Source organism: Aureibacter tunicatorum, assembly GCF_036492635.1.
In the GTDB taxonomy this organism is placed as follows: Bacteria; Bacteroidota; Bacteroidia; order Cytophagales; family Cyclobacteriaceae; genus Aureibacter; species Aureibacter tunicatorum.
Window position 1 is genome coordinate 2,580,540 of record NZ_AP025305.1, and the last position, 12,810, is coordinate 2,593,349.

The window sequence follows — 12,810 nt, forward strand, 5'->3', positions numbered from 1 at the left end:
CTAATATTAAAATCCGAAGTCATAGATTTCGGATTTTTTATTTCATAAACGACCAATTTTTGTATTTTTATACTTTGACAACTTACCTCTCTCAACTTGGTTTGCTGTCAAGTCTTTTTAACTTAAACCTATTTTATCTATGCCTTTGTCTTTTAATACAGGAAAAATGGCCATGGCTCTGGGCTTGCTTACCCTAAGCGCTTCTTGTGTCACGCAATCCAAATTTGACGCTCTTCATCACCAAAAGCAATCACTTGAGACTGAAAACAACGCTTGCGCGGAAGCTTTGCAAATCTCGGATGAAAAGAATAAAAACCTGGAAGCCAATATAGATGAATTAAAAAACTCAAAATACGATCTTGAGAACAAACTCAAGGACGAAACAGCTAGCCACGACAAGCTTAAGAAAAACTACGAGTCACTAGACAACTTATACAATAACTTGGTCTACAATAGTGGAAAACTGAATGAAAACTTGAGCGCCAAGCAAAAGTATTTGGAAAACATGCAATCGGACTTTGAAGAAACTAGAGCTAAAAACGAACAGCTAGCTTCCGAGTTGGAAAAAAGAGAGCAAAGATTGCTAGAACTGGAAAGAATCATCGCCAGTCAACAAAAGCAAGCTGAAGATTTAAAAGCCAAAGTCGACAATGCATTGATTGATTTCGAAATCAATGACATCAATGTAAAAATCGAAAATGGCCAAGTATATGTGATCTTGCCTGATAAATTGCTTTTCAAATCCGGCAGCATAGATGTGGATACCTCTGGAGCCAATGCAATCAAGCAAGTAGCCCAAGCTATCAAACAACAAGATAATTTCGAAGTCATCGTGGAAGGCCACACTGACAATGTTCCGATTTCCAAATTTTCAAAATACATGAGAGACAATTGGGACTTAAGCACAGCAAGAGCAAATTCCGTCATCCGAATACTCAAAGATGCTGGCGTTGATGAGACGATCATTCACTCAACTGGTCGAGGAGAAAGCAAACCCGTCGCTGAAAACGATAGTCCGGAAAACAAAAGATTGAACCGTAGAATAGAAATTATCTTGAAACCTAAAATGACCGAGTTTTACAATATTTTAGGAACGGACAACACTTCCACTTTATAAATGAACTTTAAGCCGCTAATCAGCGGCTTTTTTATTTTTAGCCTGAAATACATCATTCTTTCAACAATACGCCTATCCTTTCAAACTTTATTACTATAAGACCATTTATACCATTAGAGAATAAAAAATAAGTTGGTAAAAAGAGTATGGAATGACATAAGTCATCTTTTGTTATCAATACATAATATAATTTTGCTTTCAAAACTGGTTAATTCTAATATTCAAATCATGGACTTGATATCATTAATAAAGGAGAATGCTAAGAAAAATCGTCAAAGAATCGTTTTACCCGAAGGCGAGGAAACGCGTACATTGGAAGCCGCGAACATTTTAGCTAAAGAAGGATTAGCTGATGTCATACTTTTAGGCAACCCTGATATCATTGCGACAAAAGCTTCTGAATTGAATTTGGAGCACCTTTCAAAGACATCAATTGTCAACCCGCTTGACCATCCCAAAAAAGAAGCCTATGCCCAGCTTCTATATGAACTAAGAAAAAATAAAGGCTTGACGATAGAAAAAGCCACCACTCTTGCTGAAGATCCTCTATACCTAGCGACTTTAATGATCAAATCCGGAGATGCGGATGGAGAAGTTGCCGGAGCTCAAAATGCCACTGGAAATGTTTTAAGACCTGCTTTCCAAGTAGTTAAGACAAAAAAAGGCATCAATGTAGTATCCGGAGCTTTCATCATGATACTTAAAGATGAAAACTATGGAGACAAAGGCATTATGGTTTTTGCAGACTGCGCGGTAACTCCTGAGCCAAATTCAGAGCAACTAGCTGAAATTGCAATCTCCAGCGCGGAAACAGCCAAAGCAATTGCTGGTATAGATCCCAAAATCGCGATGCTTAGCTTCTCAACAAAAGGGAGCGCTCAACATGATGATGTAAGCAAAGTAGTTAAAGCTTTCGAAATTGTAAAGGAAACGAGACCTGACTTGGATATCGACGGTGAATTGCAGGCAGACGCGGCGATTGTTGATGCCGTAGGACAAGCTAAAGCTCCGGGCAGCAATGTCGCCGGACATGCGAATGTCATGGTTTTCCCAAACCTGGAATCAGGAAATATCGCATACAAACTTGTTCAAAGATTGGCTGGAGCTGAAGCAATTGGCCCGATACTCCAAGGAATGGCAGCGCCTATCAACGACCTTTCAAGAGGATGCTCAGTGGACGATATCGTCAATTTAGTAGCCATCACAGCTAATCAATCCATCGCACTAAAGAACTCATAAATAAATATATAAAATGTCAGAAATAGTAGAGTCCATAGAGGGCTATGGCCTTAAGATAAACAATTCAGATCAACAGAAAAGCTCCAATATTTTCGCAAAAGTTGGTGTTGTTGGCTGTGGCATATTAGGCCAAGAGATTACAAGGCTTGCTGCTCAAAATGGCCTTGAAGTCGTTTTCATAGAAATCTCAGAAGCGCGTATCAAAGAAGCCTTTGAGGCTTTTGAAATGGTCTTTGATAGTGAAATTGATCGATGGGGAATGACCGAAAGCGAAAAAAAATCCATTCTTTCAAAAATCAAAGGCACAACAGATTATCAAGAGCTGGCAGGTTGCGATATTGTCATTGAATCAATTAAATCAAAATCTCGCGAAGACAGCATTGAAATTCGTAAAAGAATTTTTAAAAATATTGAAGAATTTGTAAGCGAAGACACTATCATAGCTACGAATTCAACTACTTTAGTCATTACTGAGCTGTCCAACGAATTGGATCACCCTGAAAGATGCCTGAGCTTGCACTTTCTTTCTCCAGCTACTGAAGCTAATGTAGTAGAAGTAGTTAGAAGCCTTTACACAGTCGATAGCGCTTACGAAAAAGTAGAAGCATTCGCGAGACTTTTGAACAAAAAAGTTATTCCAGTGCAAGAATCTCCTGGTGTAATCAGCACTAGACTAATTGCTCCTATCATCAACGAGGCATGTTCTATTCTGATGGAAGGAGTCGGAAAAGTTGAAGATATTGACTCTACTATGAAACTTGGTTTTGGATTTCCATTAGGTCCATTTGAAATGGCTGACAAATACGGTTTGGACACGGTAGTCAGATGGTTGGAAAACCTATACAAGGAATTTGGAAATACGCGATACAAAGCATCACCGCTTTTGAAACGAATGGTTAGAGCCAATCGCCTTGGAAGAGAAACAGGGCAAGGATTCTACACATACGATAAAGACGGATACAAAATTAAATAGTAGAAAAAATTATATCATGAAAATATTAGTGCTTAACTGCGGAAGCTCATCCATCAAATATCAATTATTTGAAATGAACTCCTCAGAAGTTATCGCAAAAGGAATTATAGAAAAAATTGGTCTTAGCGGATCGTTTCTAAAACACACCAAGCAAGATGGTGAAAAAGTAAAACTTGTTGGTGATATCGTTGACCATACGATTGGAATCGAATATATTCTTGGCGTTTTGGTGAGTGAAAAGCATGGTTGTCTTAAAAGTCTGAATGAAATAGAAGCAGTAGGACATAGAGTTGTGCACGGTGGAGAAAAGTTCAATGATAGCGTAATTATCACTGATAAAGTAATCGATGAAATCGAAGCCTGCGTTGATTTAGCACCATTGCACAATCCTCCAAACTTGCAAGGAATCAATGCGATGAAATCTTTGCTCCCAGACGTGCAACAGGTAGCCGTTTTTGACACAGCCTTTCATCAAACAATGCCTGACTACGCTTATACATATGCTATCCCTTATAGCTTGTATAAAAAATATGGTCTTAGAAGGTATGGATTCCACGGAACATCTCACAAATACGTTTCCCAAAGAGCTTGCGAGATCCTTGGAAAAGATTACAAAACTCAAAAAATCATCTCTTGCCATTTAGGTGGAGGGGCTTCTGTAGCAGCCATCAAAAATGGCGAATCGATCGACACTTCCATGGGTCTGACTCCTCTAGAAGGAATGATCATGGGAACAAGATCAGGAGATGTTGACTTGGGAGTTTTAACTTTCATAATGAACAAAGAAGATATTGATGTTAAAGCTGCCAACGCGCTTGTCAACAAGCATAGTGGGGTTCTAGGTATCACAGGAATATCTTCTGACATGAGAGATATCGAAAATGCTTCCGCTGAAGGCAATGAAAGAGCCAAACTTGCTCTTGAAATGTACGATTATAGAATCAAAAAATACATCGGAGCATACAGTGCTGCTATGGGTGGTTGCGATATCATCATCTTCACTGGAGGCGTTGGTGAAAATGGCGACTCAACAAGAGCCGGTGTTTGTCAAGGTCTGGAATATCTTGGCGTAGAGTTGGATTCAGAAATAAATTCATCTTTCCGTGCAGAAGAAAAAGTAATCTCCAAGCCAGAGTCTAAGGTAACATTAATGGTTGTTCCTACAAATGAGGAATTAATGATCGCCAGAGACACTTTGAGACTATTGAATTAATATTCCTTAAACTATATATCCATAATCGACACCTAAGATAGGTGTCGATTTTTTTATTTACTATTTAATGAGCATGAAATACCAATAATGCTTGGACATCAAATACATTTAATAAATAACAACTGACCAAGATGAAGAAAGCTAATTGTTTCCAAGGGAATTATTAAATAACGATAACAATAATCTCTCAAAAAGTATAAATCCGAACTAATTAAAAAATTTCACTACCTGAAAGGCATTCGTTTTCTCGCTTAATTTTCCTGTTGAAAAACTTCATGACTCCATTCTTTATTATGTTTAGAAATAAAAGTCGCAGCTGAAGTTACTCCGAAAATATTAGTCGCGGTTCTCCCCATATCTATCAAAGTATCCACTGATAACACAAATGTCAACACCAATCCAATGACTTCAGCATCAAATCCCATGATGGTCATAGCTGTAATTGCAGCAAAAGAAGCAGTGCCCGGCAAGCCAACAATTCCAAATGAAGATATCACCACTGCCAAAACAATCGTCATAACTGTTGACACTGAAGCAAGGTCAAACACTAACTGTCCTGACAAAGCATTTGTCAAGCCTGCTCCTATCACAATCATAAAAGTAGGCCACATTGCTCCGCAGGCATTCATGCCCATCGTTGTTCCCAATGAGCCTGTTATATTAGCGGTTTCACTATCCACACCATTTCTTTTTTCCAAAGATGAAATAGTTACCGGCAATGTTGCCCCACTGGATTGAGTCGTAAACCCCGTTAACATAGCAGGCAATACATTCATGAAATACCTCTTAGGATTTACTCCTTTCCACAAGTTCACAATCAAATGCATAACAATAATCAATAGCATACCCAAATATGACACACCGATGAACTTAGCAAAGTCACCGAAAATGAAAGGCCCTTTTTCTGCCACTGCAATAGTCATTAATACAAAAATTCCATAAGGTGTCAAAGCGAGAATAAACTTGGTCATTTGGCTGACGATATTTTTGACATGATCAAGAATACCATCCACCTTGTCAAGTTTATGGTCCACGGTTTTCAACTTTCTGATGGATACTCCAAGCAAAATCGCCACAATCAATGTTCCAATCACATTATTATTAGAAAATGCGTCAAATATTGAAGTTGGCACGTTGTGAGTCAATCCCAAAACGACCTTGCCAAATGACGCTGTGCCAATATTATCAATTCGTTGAGCGTAGTGTTCCGATACCGAACTTTCTTGAATCGTTTTAATATCCACTAAATCGGAAAAGTTAAAATTCATCGCCAATAAATAGGAAAGCAATGACGCTCCTACTATCGAAACGACAAAAAAGCTAATAACTTGGCTAAACTTTTTTCCTAAACTTTTTCGATGATCCAAGCTTACAATCGTTGTGGTCACACTAATAAAAACGATAGGAACAATCATCATCTTCAATGATCGAATGTAGACATTGGAAACCGACTTCAAATAATATTTAAATTCATCATAGACCCCATCTTTCATCAAGTAAAATATCAAGACACCGAAAATGACTCCCAAAACAACTGCTGTCAAATTTTTGACAATAGACTTTTGAAACTTTTTTCCTGTCCATCTTATGGCTACAACCGCCAATATCATAAAAACTAGCCCTAACGCTACCTCCATATCAACTTCTCCTAAATTAAAACTCTAAAATTGCACATTTAATAAGAGTCAAAATACGATTTTAAATTAACGAATCGTGACTAAAATCAAATCGCTCATAAATGCTAACGAACAACATTTCGTAAAATTACGAACATAAGAAGATTAATTTGAAAGAGTATTGATGTTTATCACGATTAGTTTTTCATGACTATCTGAATCATCATTCTCTGTATTTTTCACAACAAAATAATATGGGATAAAAAATAATTCATGATAATGTCTATAATCTTCAGACAACTCTTTGATGATGATTCTTAGAAAACATTAAATTCTAAACTGTATGCCTCACAACTACAAGCTTTGTGAACTTTAAAAAATAAAATTTGCCAAAAAATAAGGCTTCTTATCAACAAAGAAGCCTTCAATAATTAAAGACATTTAGCCAGCCATGCTCTGAACTCTGCTCGGAAATCGATATATTCTTTCATCAATCCTGAAATATTCTGATTCATATCCTCATGATAAGTCATCAATTCTTCTCCTTCTGCAAATTTCTTGTCAGACGCCAAGCTTTTCAACTGTATTTCATGAGCTTCAACTTTTTCCTTCGTATCATCCGCAACCTTTAATAAGATCGCTATTTGATTTTGGAATTTTTCCACCTCTACTTTTCTTGACTCATCCGTAAATTTTGAAGTCACTTCAAGCAATTTCTTATCAAAAAAGCTTATCCCTTCTTTAATAAAATCCATCTCTTTTGACCAAACTTCATGATCATGATGCAAAACCCCTATTGACACAAACTTCGTTTCCATATATGCTACACTTTTTATTCTCAAAACTGCCTGAGATAAAAAATGTTAGCGTATTACTTTTTCTATATAGCTTTGCTTATCAATTCGGTAATAAACGGCATTGGAAATCCCTTTGCATTCATCATTTTTCCAAAACTCCATCCCCAACTTCTCAATAACCTTGATAGAAGCTACATTATTCCTATCAGAACGAGCGATCACATCATCGAGATCCAGATTTTCAAATCCATAATTCAATGACGCAATTGCGGATTCAGTAGCGTAGCCTTTCCCCCATTCATTTCTAAAGAAACGATAGCCTAAATCAACCAAGCCCTCTTCATTGAGCTTAAGTCCGCACCATCCCAAAAAACGGCCTGACTCCTTCAAAACCACAGCCCACCGGCCATAACCATTCTTTTTATAATCCGAATAGCCTGATAAAAAAGTTTTCGCTTCTTCAACATCTTGAAAGCCAACGTCTCCAGTGTACTTCAAAACTTCCTTATCCTCATTCAAATCATAAAAATCTCTTGCATCACCAACATTCAGTTCACGTAAGATTAACCTTTTTGTTTCAATAATCATATCTATAGATTTAATCTAATCCATGTTTTTTATAACCAAAAATTTGGTAAACAACATAGTTTTTATTCGTCAAATGATTTTCCAAATCCAAATTTCTTATTCTTACTACATAAGTCACATCGCCATATTCAATATCAAAATTAGTCTTCTTGGTGAATGACTCTAAGACAGTATCTTTTTCATGCAAAATAACCTGAGTAGCTATTCCATTTCCATAGGTATTGATTCTGTCAAAAACAGGTTTTATAGTGAATGGCAAATCATTATATCTGGTCTTATAAAAATCATTCGGCTCATTCCAATGCGACTTATCCACATCCGCTCTGAAATTCTTTTTACGAATAAAATACTTAACCTCAGAGTATGGCATGAGATGCAAAGAATCAAACAAGCCAAGTTTTCCCAAACGCGATTTAATACTGCCTACAGATATTGTGTCGTTTAAATACACTTCATAATCTTTGCTCAAAGAAATCGACCCTTTCTCCATTTCTCCAAGCCTTAAGCCACTATCATCAAATACATGCCAATCTCTACCCAATACTAATTTACCCTCAAGATCTCTTATCTGCATCTGCTTGCTTAATTGTATATCTATAAAATAAACAATGCCCATAACCCCGGCCAAAACACCTGTTGCGACCCATACTCCAAAGTTTATTTTATTGCTTCCCAAGCCTCCAAACAAGTAATGAACAATTATGGCAATACCCAAACCGAAACAAATAGAACTAACTATCGAGATGTTTTCAAGAAACTTTAACGCTCCCACTCCCATCAGAAAAAAAGATATGCCTATTGCCAAAGCCAATAGTTGGGTTCTTGCCAACTTATGAATTTCCTTTTCCTCAACTGAATTTTTCGAACTATTCTTGGGACCATCCAACGTTTCTCTCATATATATTTAGTATAATTTCACATATTTTATGTAAAAAAATACAAAAAAACAACTCATTGGGACACATTCCATTCTGTATAAGTGAATTTTTATCTATTATAAATTATCAAAAAGAGATTTCTATCATGTTTCTATCCAATCAATACCACTATTTTGATTTTGAAATAATTCAACAATTAACATTAACAGAATAATGAAAATAAAATATGCACTCTTACAAATTACACTATTTTTAGTATTTACTTCAACAATCCCTTCTATTAAAGCTCAATCACATTGGGTAGAAGGAAAAATAACCACAAAAAAAGGAGAAACTCTTAGCGGCTACATCGACTTCAAAGAATGGTCAAAAAGTCCGAAATTCATTCGCTTCAAATCAAATGATAAAGAAAAAGATAGTCGCAAATTCTACCCAAATGACCTAATTAATTATGAGGTAGACGGCGAGAAATACATATCAGCTATAATAGAAAGTGAAATAAGTCCAAGAATTTCCTCAACATTCGATTTTGATAAAAACATACAAACTGAAACTGACACCGCTTTTATTAGAGTAATTATTAGCGGATCAAAAATGCTATATCATTATAAGAACAACTTTGGCAATGACAATTATTATATAAATGTAGACAATGAGATTAAATTATTAACTTATAAAAAATATAAAAAACACAAAGATTTAAGTGTCAATCATAGAATGGTCTTCGATGAAAACAAACGATATTTAGCCGAATTATCGCTTTACTTAAATGATTGCCAAAAAATTTCGAAAACTTTAAAGACCACAAGTTATAACACAAAAAGCCTTGAAAAGCTTTTCATAAAATACTATGAATGTAGGAATAACGAGAAATTTGAAAAATCCGAAACAGATGAAGGTAACTTTAAGTTTTGGCTTATAGCTGGAATGACCGTTAACGATATGAGGTTAACATTTTCCAATTTTGGAATGACAACAAGACACCTACATCAAGCAAATATCAGCAACTCTTTTTCCCCTACATTTGGCATTTCTGCAGAATACATTATTCCAAGAAATCATAATAAATGGTCTATCTATAACGAATTACACCATTCTTCATTCAACTTTGAATATGATTATGAAAGCAATACTAATGTAAAAATTAGCGCATCATATTTAAAAATCATTAACATGATTAGATATAAATATTTCACCAATAATAAAAGTCATATCTTTATAAATGCAGGAATGGGAAATGGAATCATGATCTCATCAACTAATAAAAAAACAGAAGAATATGGATATACGGAAAAAAGAATTAGAGAGTCAGAAGCTATTCCTGCAGGAATGCATAAATATGACCTTTCTTTAAACTTTGGAGCAGGCTACAGCATAAAGAGGCTATCCCTAGAAATAAGATATGAAAATACATTGAACAAACTACCACAGTCGATGTCACTTGGATCAACTTTGAAAAGATATCACTTCTTAATTGGCTACCATTTTTAACAAAAAAAGAGGGAAGCTTGCAAGCTCCCCTCTTTCGACACATTTCAATTTACCAATTTAGCTACTCGCCTTCACGATTATACATCGCTATAGCAACTTTCCAATCATTGCTCTTAGGGTTTGAAAATTTTTGTTTTAATGAAAACTCATCCCCTATTATCTCGCAAAAGCCTTCCTTCAAAAATCTTCTTGTCACTGGAATGCATTTGCCATCTTTTTCCAGCAAATAATAATTAACCGTGCTGAAACTTTCTCCATAACTATTCCTCATCAATTGTCTTTCGCTATACTCCAAGAGCGTAATTTTTCCTTCCATAATTACCTTGGCGAAATCTTTATTGACAGTATTGGACTCTACTCCACGATAATAATTCACTACGGCAAAGCTATCTTGTCCCATCACAAATCCTGTCAATAAATCAGCGGAAACTTCCTCAATAACTTCGCTTTCATCATTCATAAACAACAAGGCCCTGTCGCTTGAAGCAATATCAGCATACTCATAAGAATCGTGGCCATAACTGATCAAACCGTTTCGAACATCTCCATCAACAGTATAATATCTGCCAAGCTCAAAGCTGTTATATTGTCCGTAAGTAAATCCATACACTAACAATGCAAAAAATAAAACTATCAATCTCCTCATACCATTCCTATTTAATTTACAAACTAAAAAGATGCATAAAATTCGCTTATTAATACTAAATTAACAAAATCTAGACAATTATCAAATATATTTGCAGAAATTTGCATATATTAATCATTTTCTTTAAATATTCACAACAACATGATTATTCTAATTTTGGCAGAATAATCATTGGTATTATTTATTATAAATTATCATGATTAATTTTTATATCCTTCGCATTTTCTTCTGATGAAAATGCGAAGGAAGAGGATATAGAAAACCATAATAAACTAATCGTGATAAACATAAATTGTCTAAAATCTATTTCTAATATTAACTAGTTTACTCGCATACTTATCTGCCTCTATTTTAGTTTTCAGCCTTTATCCAGATGCATCGACATACCAAACGGCAAAATAAACGAAGGAAACCCATTGCCGGCAGAAGCTCCTCGCCATTGCAACTTTTTAAGGTAAAAAATAGCGACGAATATGATATTGGGGCTAATGGGACATGCTTTAAAAGCACTGCTTTTGAAAGAGGTGAAGAATTAGGCAGATTTACGGAGGAAACATCCTCTATCAATCCCTCAGGTGAAATTTCGTTTAAAAAATGCCTCTATCCAGAACTTGGCTCTTTAGAAACTCCTTCCTCATCAGCCAAACCAAAGCTTGCCGTATCGAACAACGACAAGTTTGCTATTGAAAATACTAAAAGAAAAGCATCTCAATTTTTCGCGACACCTGAAGAAACACAACAAATCAATCGCTCTTTAGAAAATGTTGGATCTCCCGCATCTTTCACTCTTGATCCTTCCAATTCTATTGTACTTCCAAATGGGACAGAAATGTTCTCAGCAACACCTCTTGATGAAGTCATGGAAGGTTGCAGTGATTGTTTGGAAACTTCTCAAATGCTAATGGGGCTCACTGGAGACATGACTCAAGTAGTTATTTTCTTGGGCACAAAGCATAAATTTGAATTCTCAACTTGGCTTGATTCCTCACTAGCATTAAAAACCATCTCATATATGGTTGAAGAACCTAAAGTTGATTTAAAACAACATTTAGAGTCAAGTTCTCCCAATTTACAAGAAACAAAAGAATTATTTCATCAAGATGAGTCGCCAAAATTCAAATCTAAAGCGGAAGAACTGGGCATAAACGAATACGCTCAACCAGTTCCCGGAGAAACATATAGCATACTCAGCCCAGGCTGGGACTTGAATGAGGAAAAAGACATAAAAACCAGCGAATATGAAGCTTGGCTGAAAAATAAATATAGCCTATTTTTTAATCACGGAAGCATTCCTAATATGGAAGAATTCATAAGGCATCAAACTCAACTATCATGGAACATGCATCACGCAACTGTTTTTGCTAAAGATCATGGAGACACATTAACGATGGAAGGCTCAAACAGAATGATCGTTCCTTACAAAGAAGTAGTTTGCGCATTTGAAAGGCTATGGCTCGAATTCGACGACTTCAGGCAATTAGCAAGGGAATACATGCGTAAATCAAGACAGTTGGAGGAGATTCCATCTGATTTTTATGCCCAACAAGAGCTTTTCATGGAAATATTCGGTCATGCAAGAAAACTCGAAATTGAAAATGAACTGCTCAAGAAAAAAATTAAAACCGTGAGCAGAGAATTCAATTTACACTTTGCCAGCCAAAATCTAAGCCAATCCATGTACAATTTCCGCATGTATGGATCTGAAGACGGCTCTACATTTCACGATCAATGGCAAGAAAATCTTAAGGACGGAGCTATTACATTTCGTACGGGAGAATCATTGCAACTTCACAAAAAAGAATTAATTGATTTTGCTAAAAACAGATGGGAAAGTACTCAAAGAAAACTAACTGTATTTAGAGACCCTGCTCTACCCGAATGGATAACTTTGGAACAGCTAACAGAAAAAGAAAAACAAGCTTGTATCGATTACATTAATGTTGAATTTGAAAGAACTCCATGTCTATTGACAGTCAAAAAACTTAAGGAGCAACTTTATGAGTGCTTCAACCAAGGGAAAATAGAGATTATGAGACAATTATTATCTACTTTAGAAATACGTCCAACATTAGAATCCACACAACAAATTCTACATCACTTAAAAGAGCAAAAAACGATGGCTTCACAAAACAATGATAGCCACAAGCATCAAAGATTCTCCTGGCTTGAGAGAGTTTGCAGAATACTGATGGAGAGAGAAAGAAGCCTATTGCCAACATTAAAGTGAAAAGCCAGACGTTATAAGATCTAGC

11 protein-coding genes are annotated in these 12,810 nt (G+C 35.8%); 6 read left to right on the plus strand and 5 right to left on the minus strand.

The features are described 5' to 3' along the window. Positions 1-139 precede the first annotated feature (139 nt). The 4 genes from AABK36_RS11055 (at position 140) to AABK36_RS11070 (ending at position 4,542) form a co-directional block, all read left to right on the plus strand. On the plus strand, positions 140-1,117 hold the full coding sequence (locus AABK36_RS11055) for an OmpA family protein (RefSeq protein ID WP_309939030.1): 978 nt from the start codon (positions 140-142) through the stop codon (positions 1,115-1,117). Between the two features lie 228 nt (positions 1,118-1,345). Beyond that, a complete protein-coding gene (gene pta / locus AABK36_RS11060) occupies positions 1,346-2,356 on the plus strand; it encodes a phosphate acetyltransferase (RefSeq protein WP_309939029.1) in 1,011 nt (336 codons plus the stop codon). 13 nt (positions 2,357-2,369) lie between these two features. Continuing rightward, complete coding sequence (locus AABK36_RS11065) at positions 2,370-3,329, plus strand: 3-hydroxyacyl-CoA dehydrogenase family protein (RefSeq protein WP_309939027.1); 960 nt, start codon at positions 2,370-2,372, stop codon at positions 3,327-3,329. 16 nt (positions 3,330-3,345) lie between these two features. Beyond that, positions 3,346-4,542 carry an acetate/propionate family kinase gene (locus tag AABK36_RS11070; RefSeq protein WP_309939026.1) on the plus strand — a complete coding sequence of 399 codons (1,197 nt, stop codon included), beginning with the start codon at positions 3,346-3,348 and terminating at the stop codon, positions 4,540-4,542. A gap of 251 nt (positions 4,543-4,793) precedes the next feature. Here AABK36_RS11070 and AABK36_RS11075 read toward each other — a convergent pair whose 3' ends face one another. The 4 genes from AABK36_RS11075 to AABK36_RS11090 all read right to left on the minus strand — a co-directional run bounded on the left by AABK36_RS11075 (position 4,794) and on the right by AABK36_RS11090 (position 8,441). Further along, positions 4,794-6,179 (minus strand): dicarboxylate/amino acid:cation symporter, encoded by a 1,386-nt coding sequence (locus AABK36_RS11075; protein ID WP_309939024.1) that lies wholly within the window; start codon positions 6,177-6,179, stop codon positions 4,794-4,796. A gap of 410 nt (positions 6,180-6,589) precedes the next feature. Then, on the minus strand, positions 6,590-6,976 hold the full coding sequence (locus AABK36_RS11080; protein WP_309939021.1) for a hypothetical protein: 387 nt from the start codon (positions 6,974-6,976) through the stop codon (positions 6,590-6,592). Positions 6,977-7,021: 45 nt separating this feature from the next. Beyond that, positions 7,022-7,543, minus strand: a complete 522-nt coding sequence (locus AABK36_RS11085; protein ID WP_309939019.1) for a GNAT family N-acetyltransferase — start codon at positions 7,541-7,543, stop codon at positions 7,022-7,024. 10 nt (positions 7,544-7,553) lie between these two features. After that, a complete protein-coding gene (locus AABK36_RS11090; protein ID WP_309939018.1) occupies positions 7,554-8,441 on the minus strand; it encodes a hypothetical protein in 888 nt (295 codons plus the stop codon). Positions 8,442-8,634: 193 nt separating this feature from the next. Between AABK36_RS11090 and AABK36_RS11095 the strand changes: the two genes are divergently transcribed. After that, positions 8,635-9,912 (plus strand): outer membrane beta-barrel protein, encoded by a 1,278-nt coding sequence (locus tag AABK36_RS11095; protein ID WP_309939016.1) that lies wholly within the window; start codon positions 8,635-8,637, stop codon positions 9,910-9,912. Between the two features lie 61 nt (positions 9,913-9,973). On the opposite strand, the gene AABK36_RS11100 is transcribed toward AABK36_RS11095, so the two are convergent. Then, positions 9,974-10,558 (minus strand): hypothetical protein, encoded by a 585-nt coding sequence (locus AABK36_RS11100; protein ID WP_309939014.1) that lies wholly within the window; start codon positions 10,556-10,558, stop codon positions 9,974-9,976. A 373-nt stretch (positions 10,559-10,931) separates the two neighbouring features. Between AABK36_RS11100 and AABK36_RS11105 the strand changes: the two genes are divergently transcribed. Beyond that, complete coding sequence (locus tag AABK36_RS11105) at positions 10,932-12,785, plus strand: hypothetical protein (RefSeq protein ID WP_309939012.1); 1,854 nt, start codon at positions 10,932-10,934, stop codon at positions 12,783-12,785. Positions 12,786-12,810: the final 25 nt, after the last annotated feature.

What these genes read in the sequence shown, in the direction of transcription:
- AABK36_RS11055 (WP_309939030.1), top strand. Translation starts at nt 140, where the DNA reads ATGCCTTTGTCTTTTAATACAGGAAAAATGGCCATGGCTCTGGGCTTG.
- pta (WP_309939029.1), top strand. Translation starts at nt 1,346, where the DNA reads ATGGACTTGATATCATTAATAAAGGAGAATGCTAAGAAAAATCGTCAA.
- AABK36_RS11065 (WP_309939027.1), top strand. Translation starts at nt 2,370, where the DNA reads ATGTCAGAAATAGTAGAGTCCATAGAGGGCTATGGCCTTAAGATAAAC.
- AABK36_RS11070 (WP_309939026.1), top strand. Translation starts at nt 3,346, where the DNA reads ATGAAAATATTAGTGCTTAACTGCGGAAGCTCATCCATCAAATATCAA.
- AABK36_RS11075 (WP_309939024.1), bottom strand. Translation starts at nt 6,179, where the DNA reads ATGGAGGTAGCGTTAGGGCTAGTTTTTATGATATTGGCGGTTGTAGCC.
- AABK36_RS11080 (WP_309939021.1), bottom strand. Translation starts at nt 6,976, where the DNA reads ATGGAAACGAAGTTTGTGTCAATAGGGGTTTTGCATCATGATCATGAA.
- AABK36_RS11085 (WP_309939019.1), bottom strand. Translation starts at nt 7,543, where the DNA reads ATGATTATTGAAACAAAAAGGTTAATCTTACGTGAACTGAATGTTGGT.
- AABK36_RS11090 (WP_309939018.1), bottom strand. Translation starts at nt 8,441, where the DNA reads ATGAGAGAAACGTTGGATGGTCCCAAGAATAGTTCGAAAAATTCAGTT.
- AABK36_RS11095 (WP_309939016.1), top strand. Translation starts at nt 8,635, where the DNA reads ATGAAAATAAAATATGCACTCTTACAAATTACACTATTTTTAGTATTT.
- AABK36_RS11100 (WP_309939014.1), bottom strand. Translation starts at nt 10,558, where the DNA reads ATGAGGAGATTGATAGTTTTATTTTTTGCATTGTTAGTGTATGGATTT.
- AABK36_RS11105 (WP_309939012.1), top strand. Translation starts at nt 10,932, where the DNA reads ATGCATCGACATACCAAACGGCAAAATAAACGAAGGAAACCCATTGCC.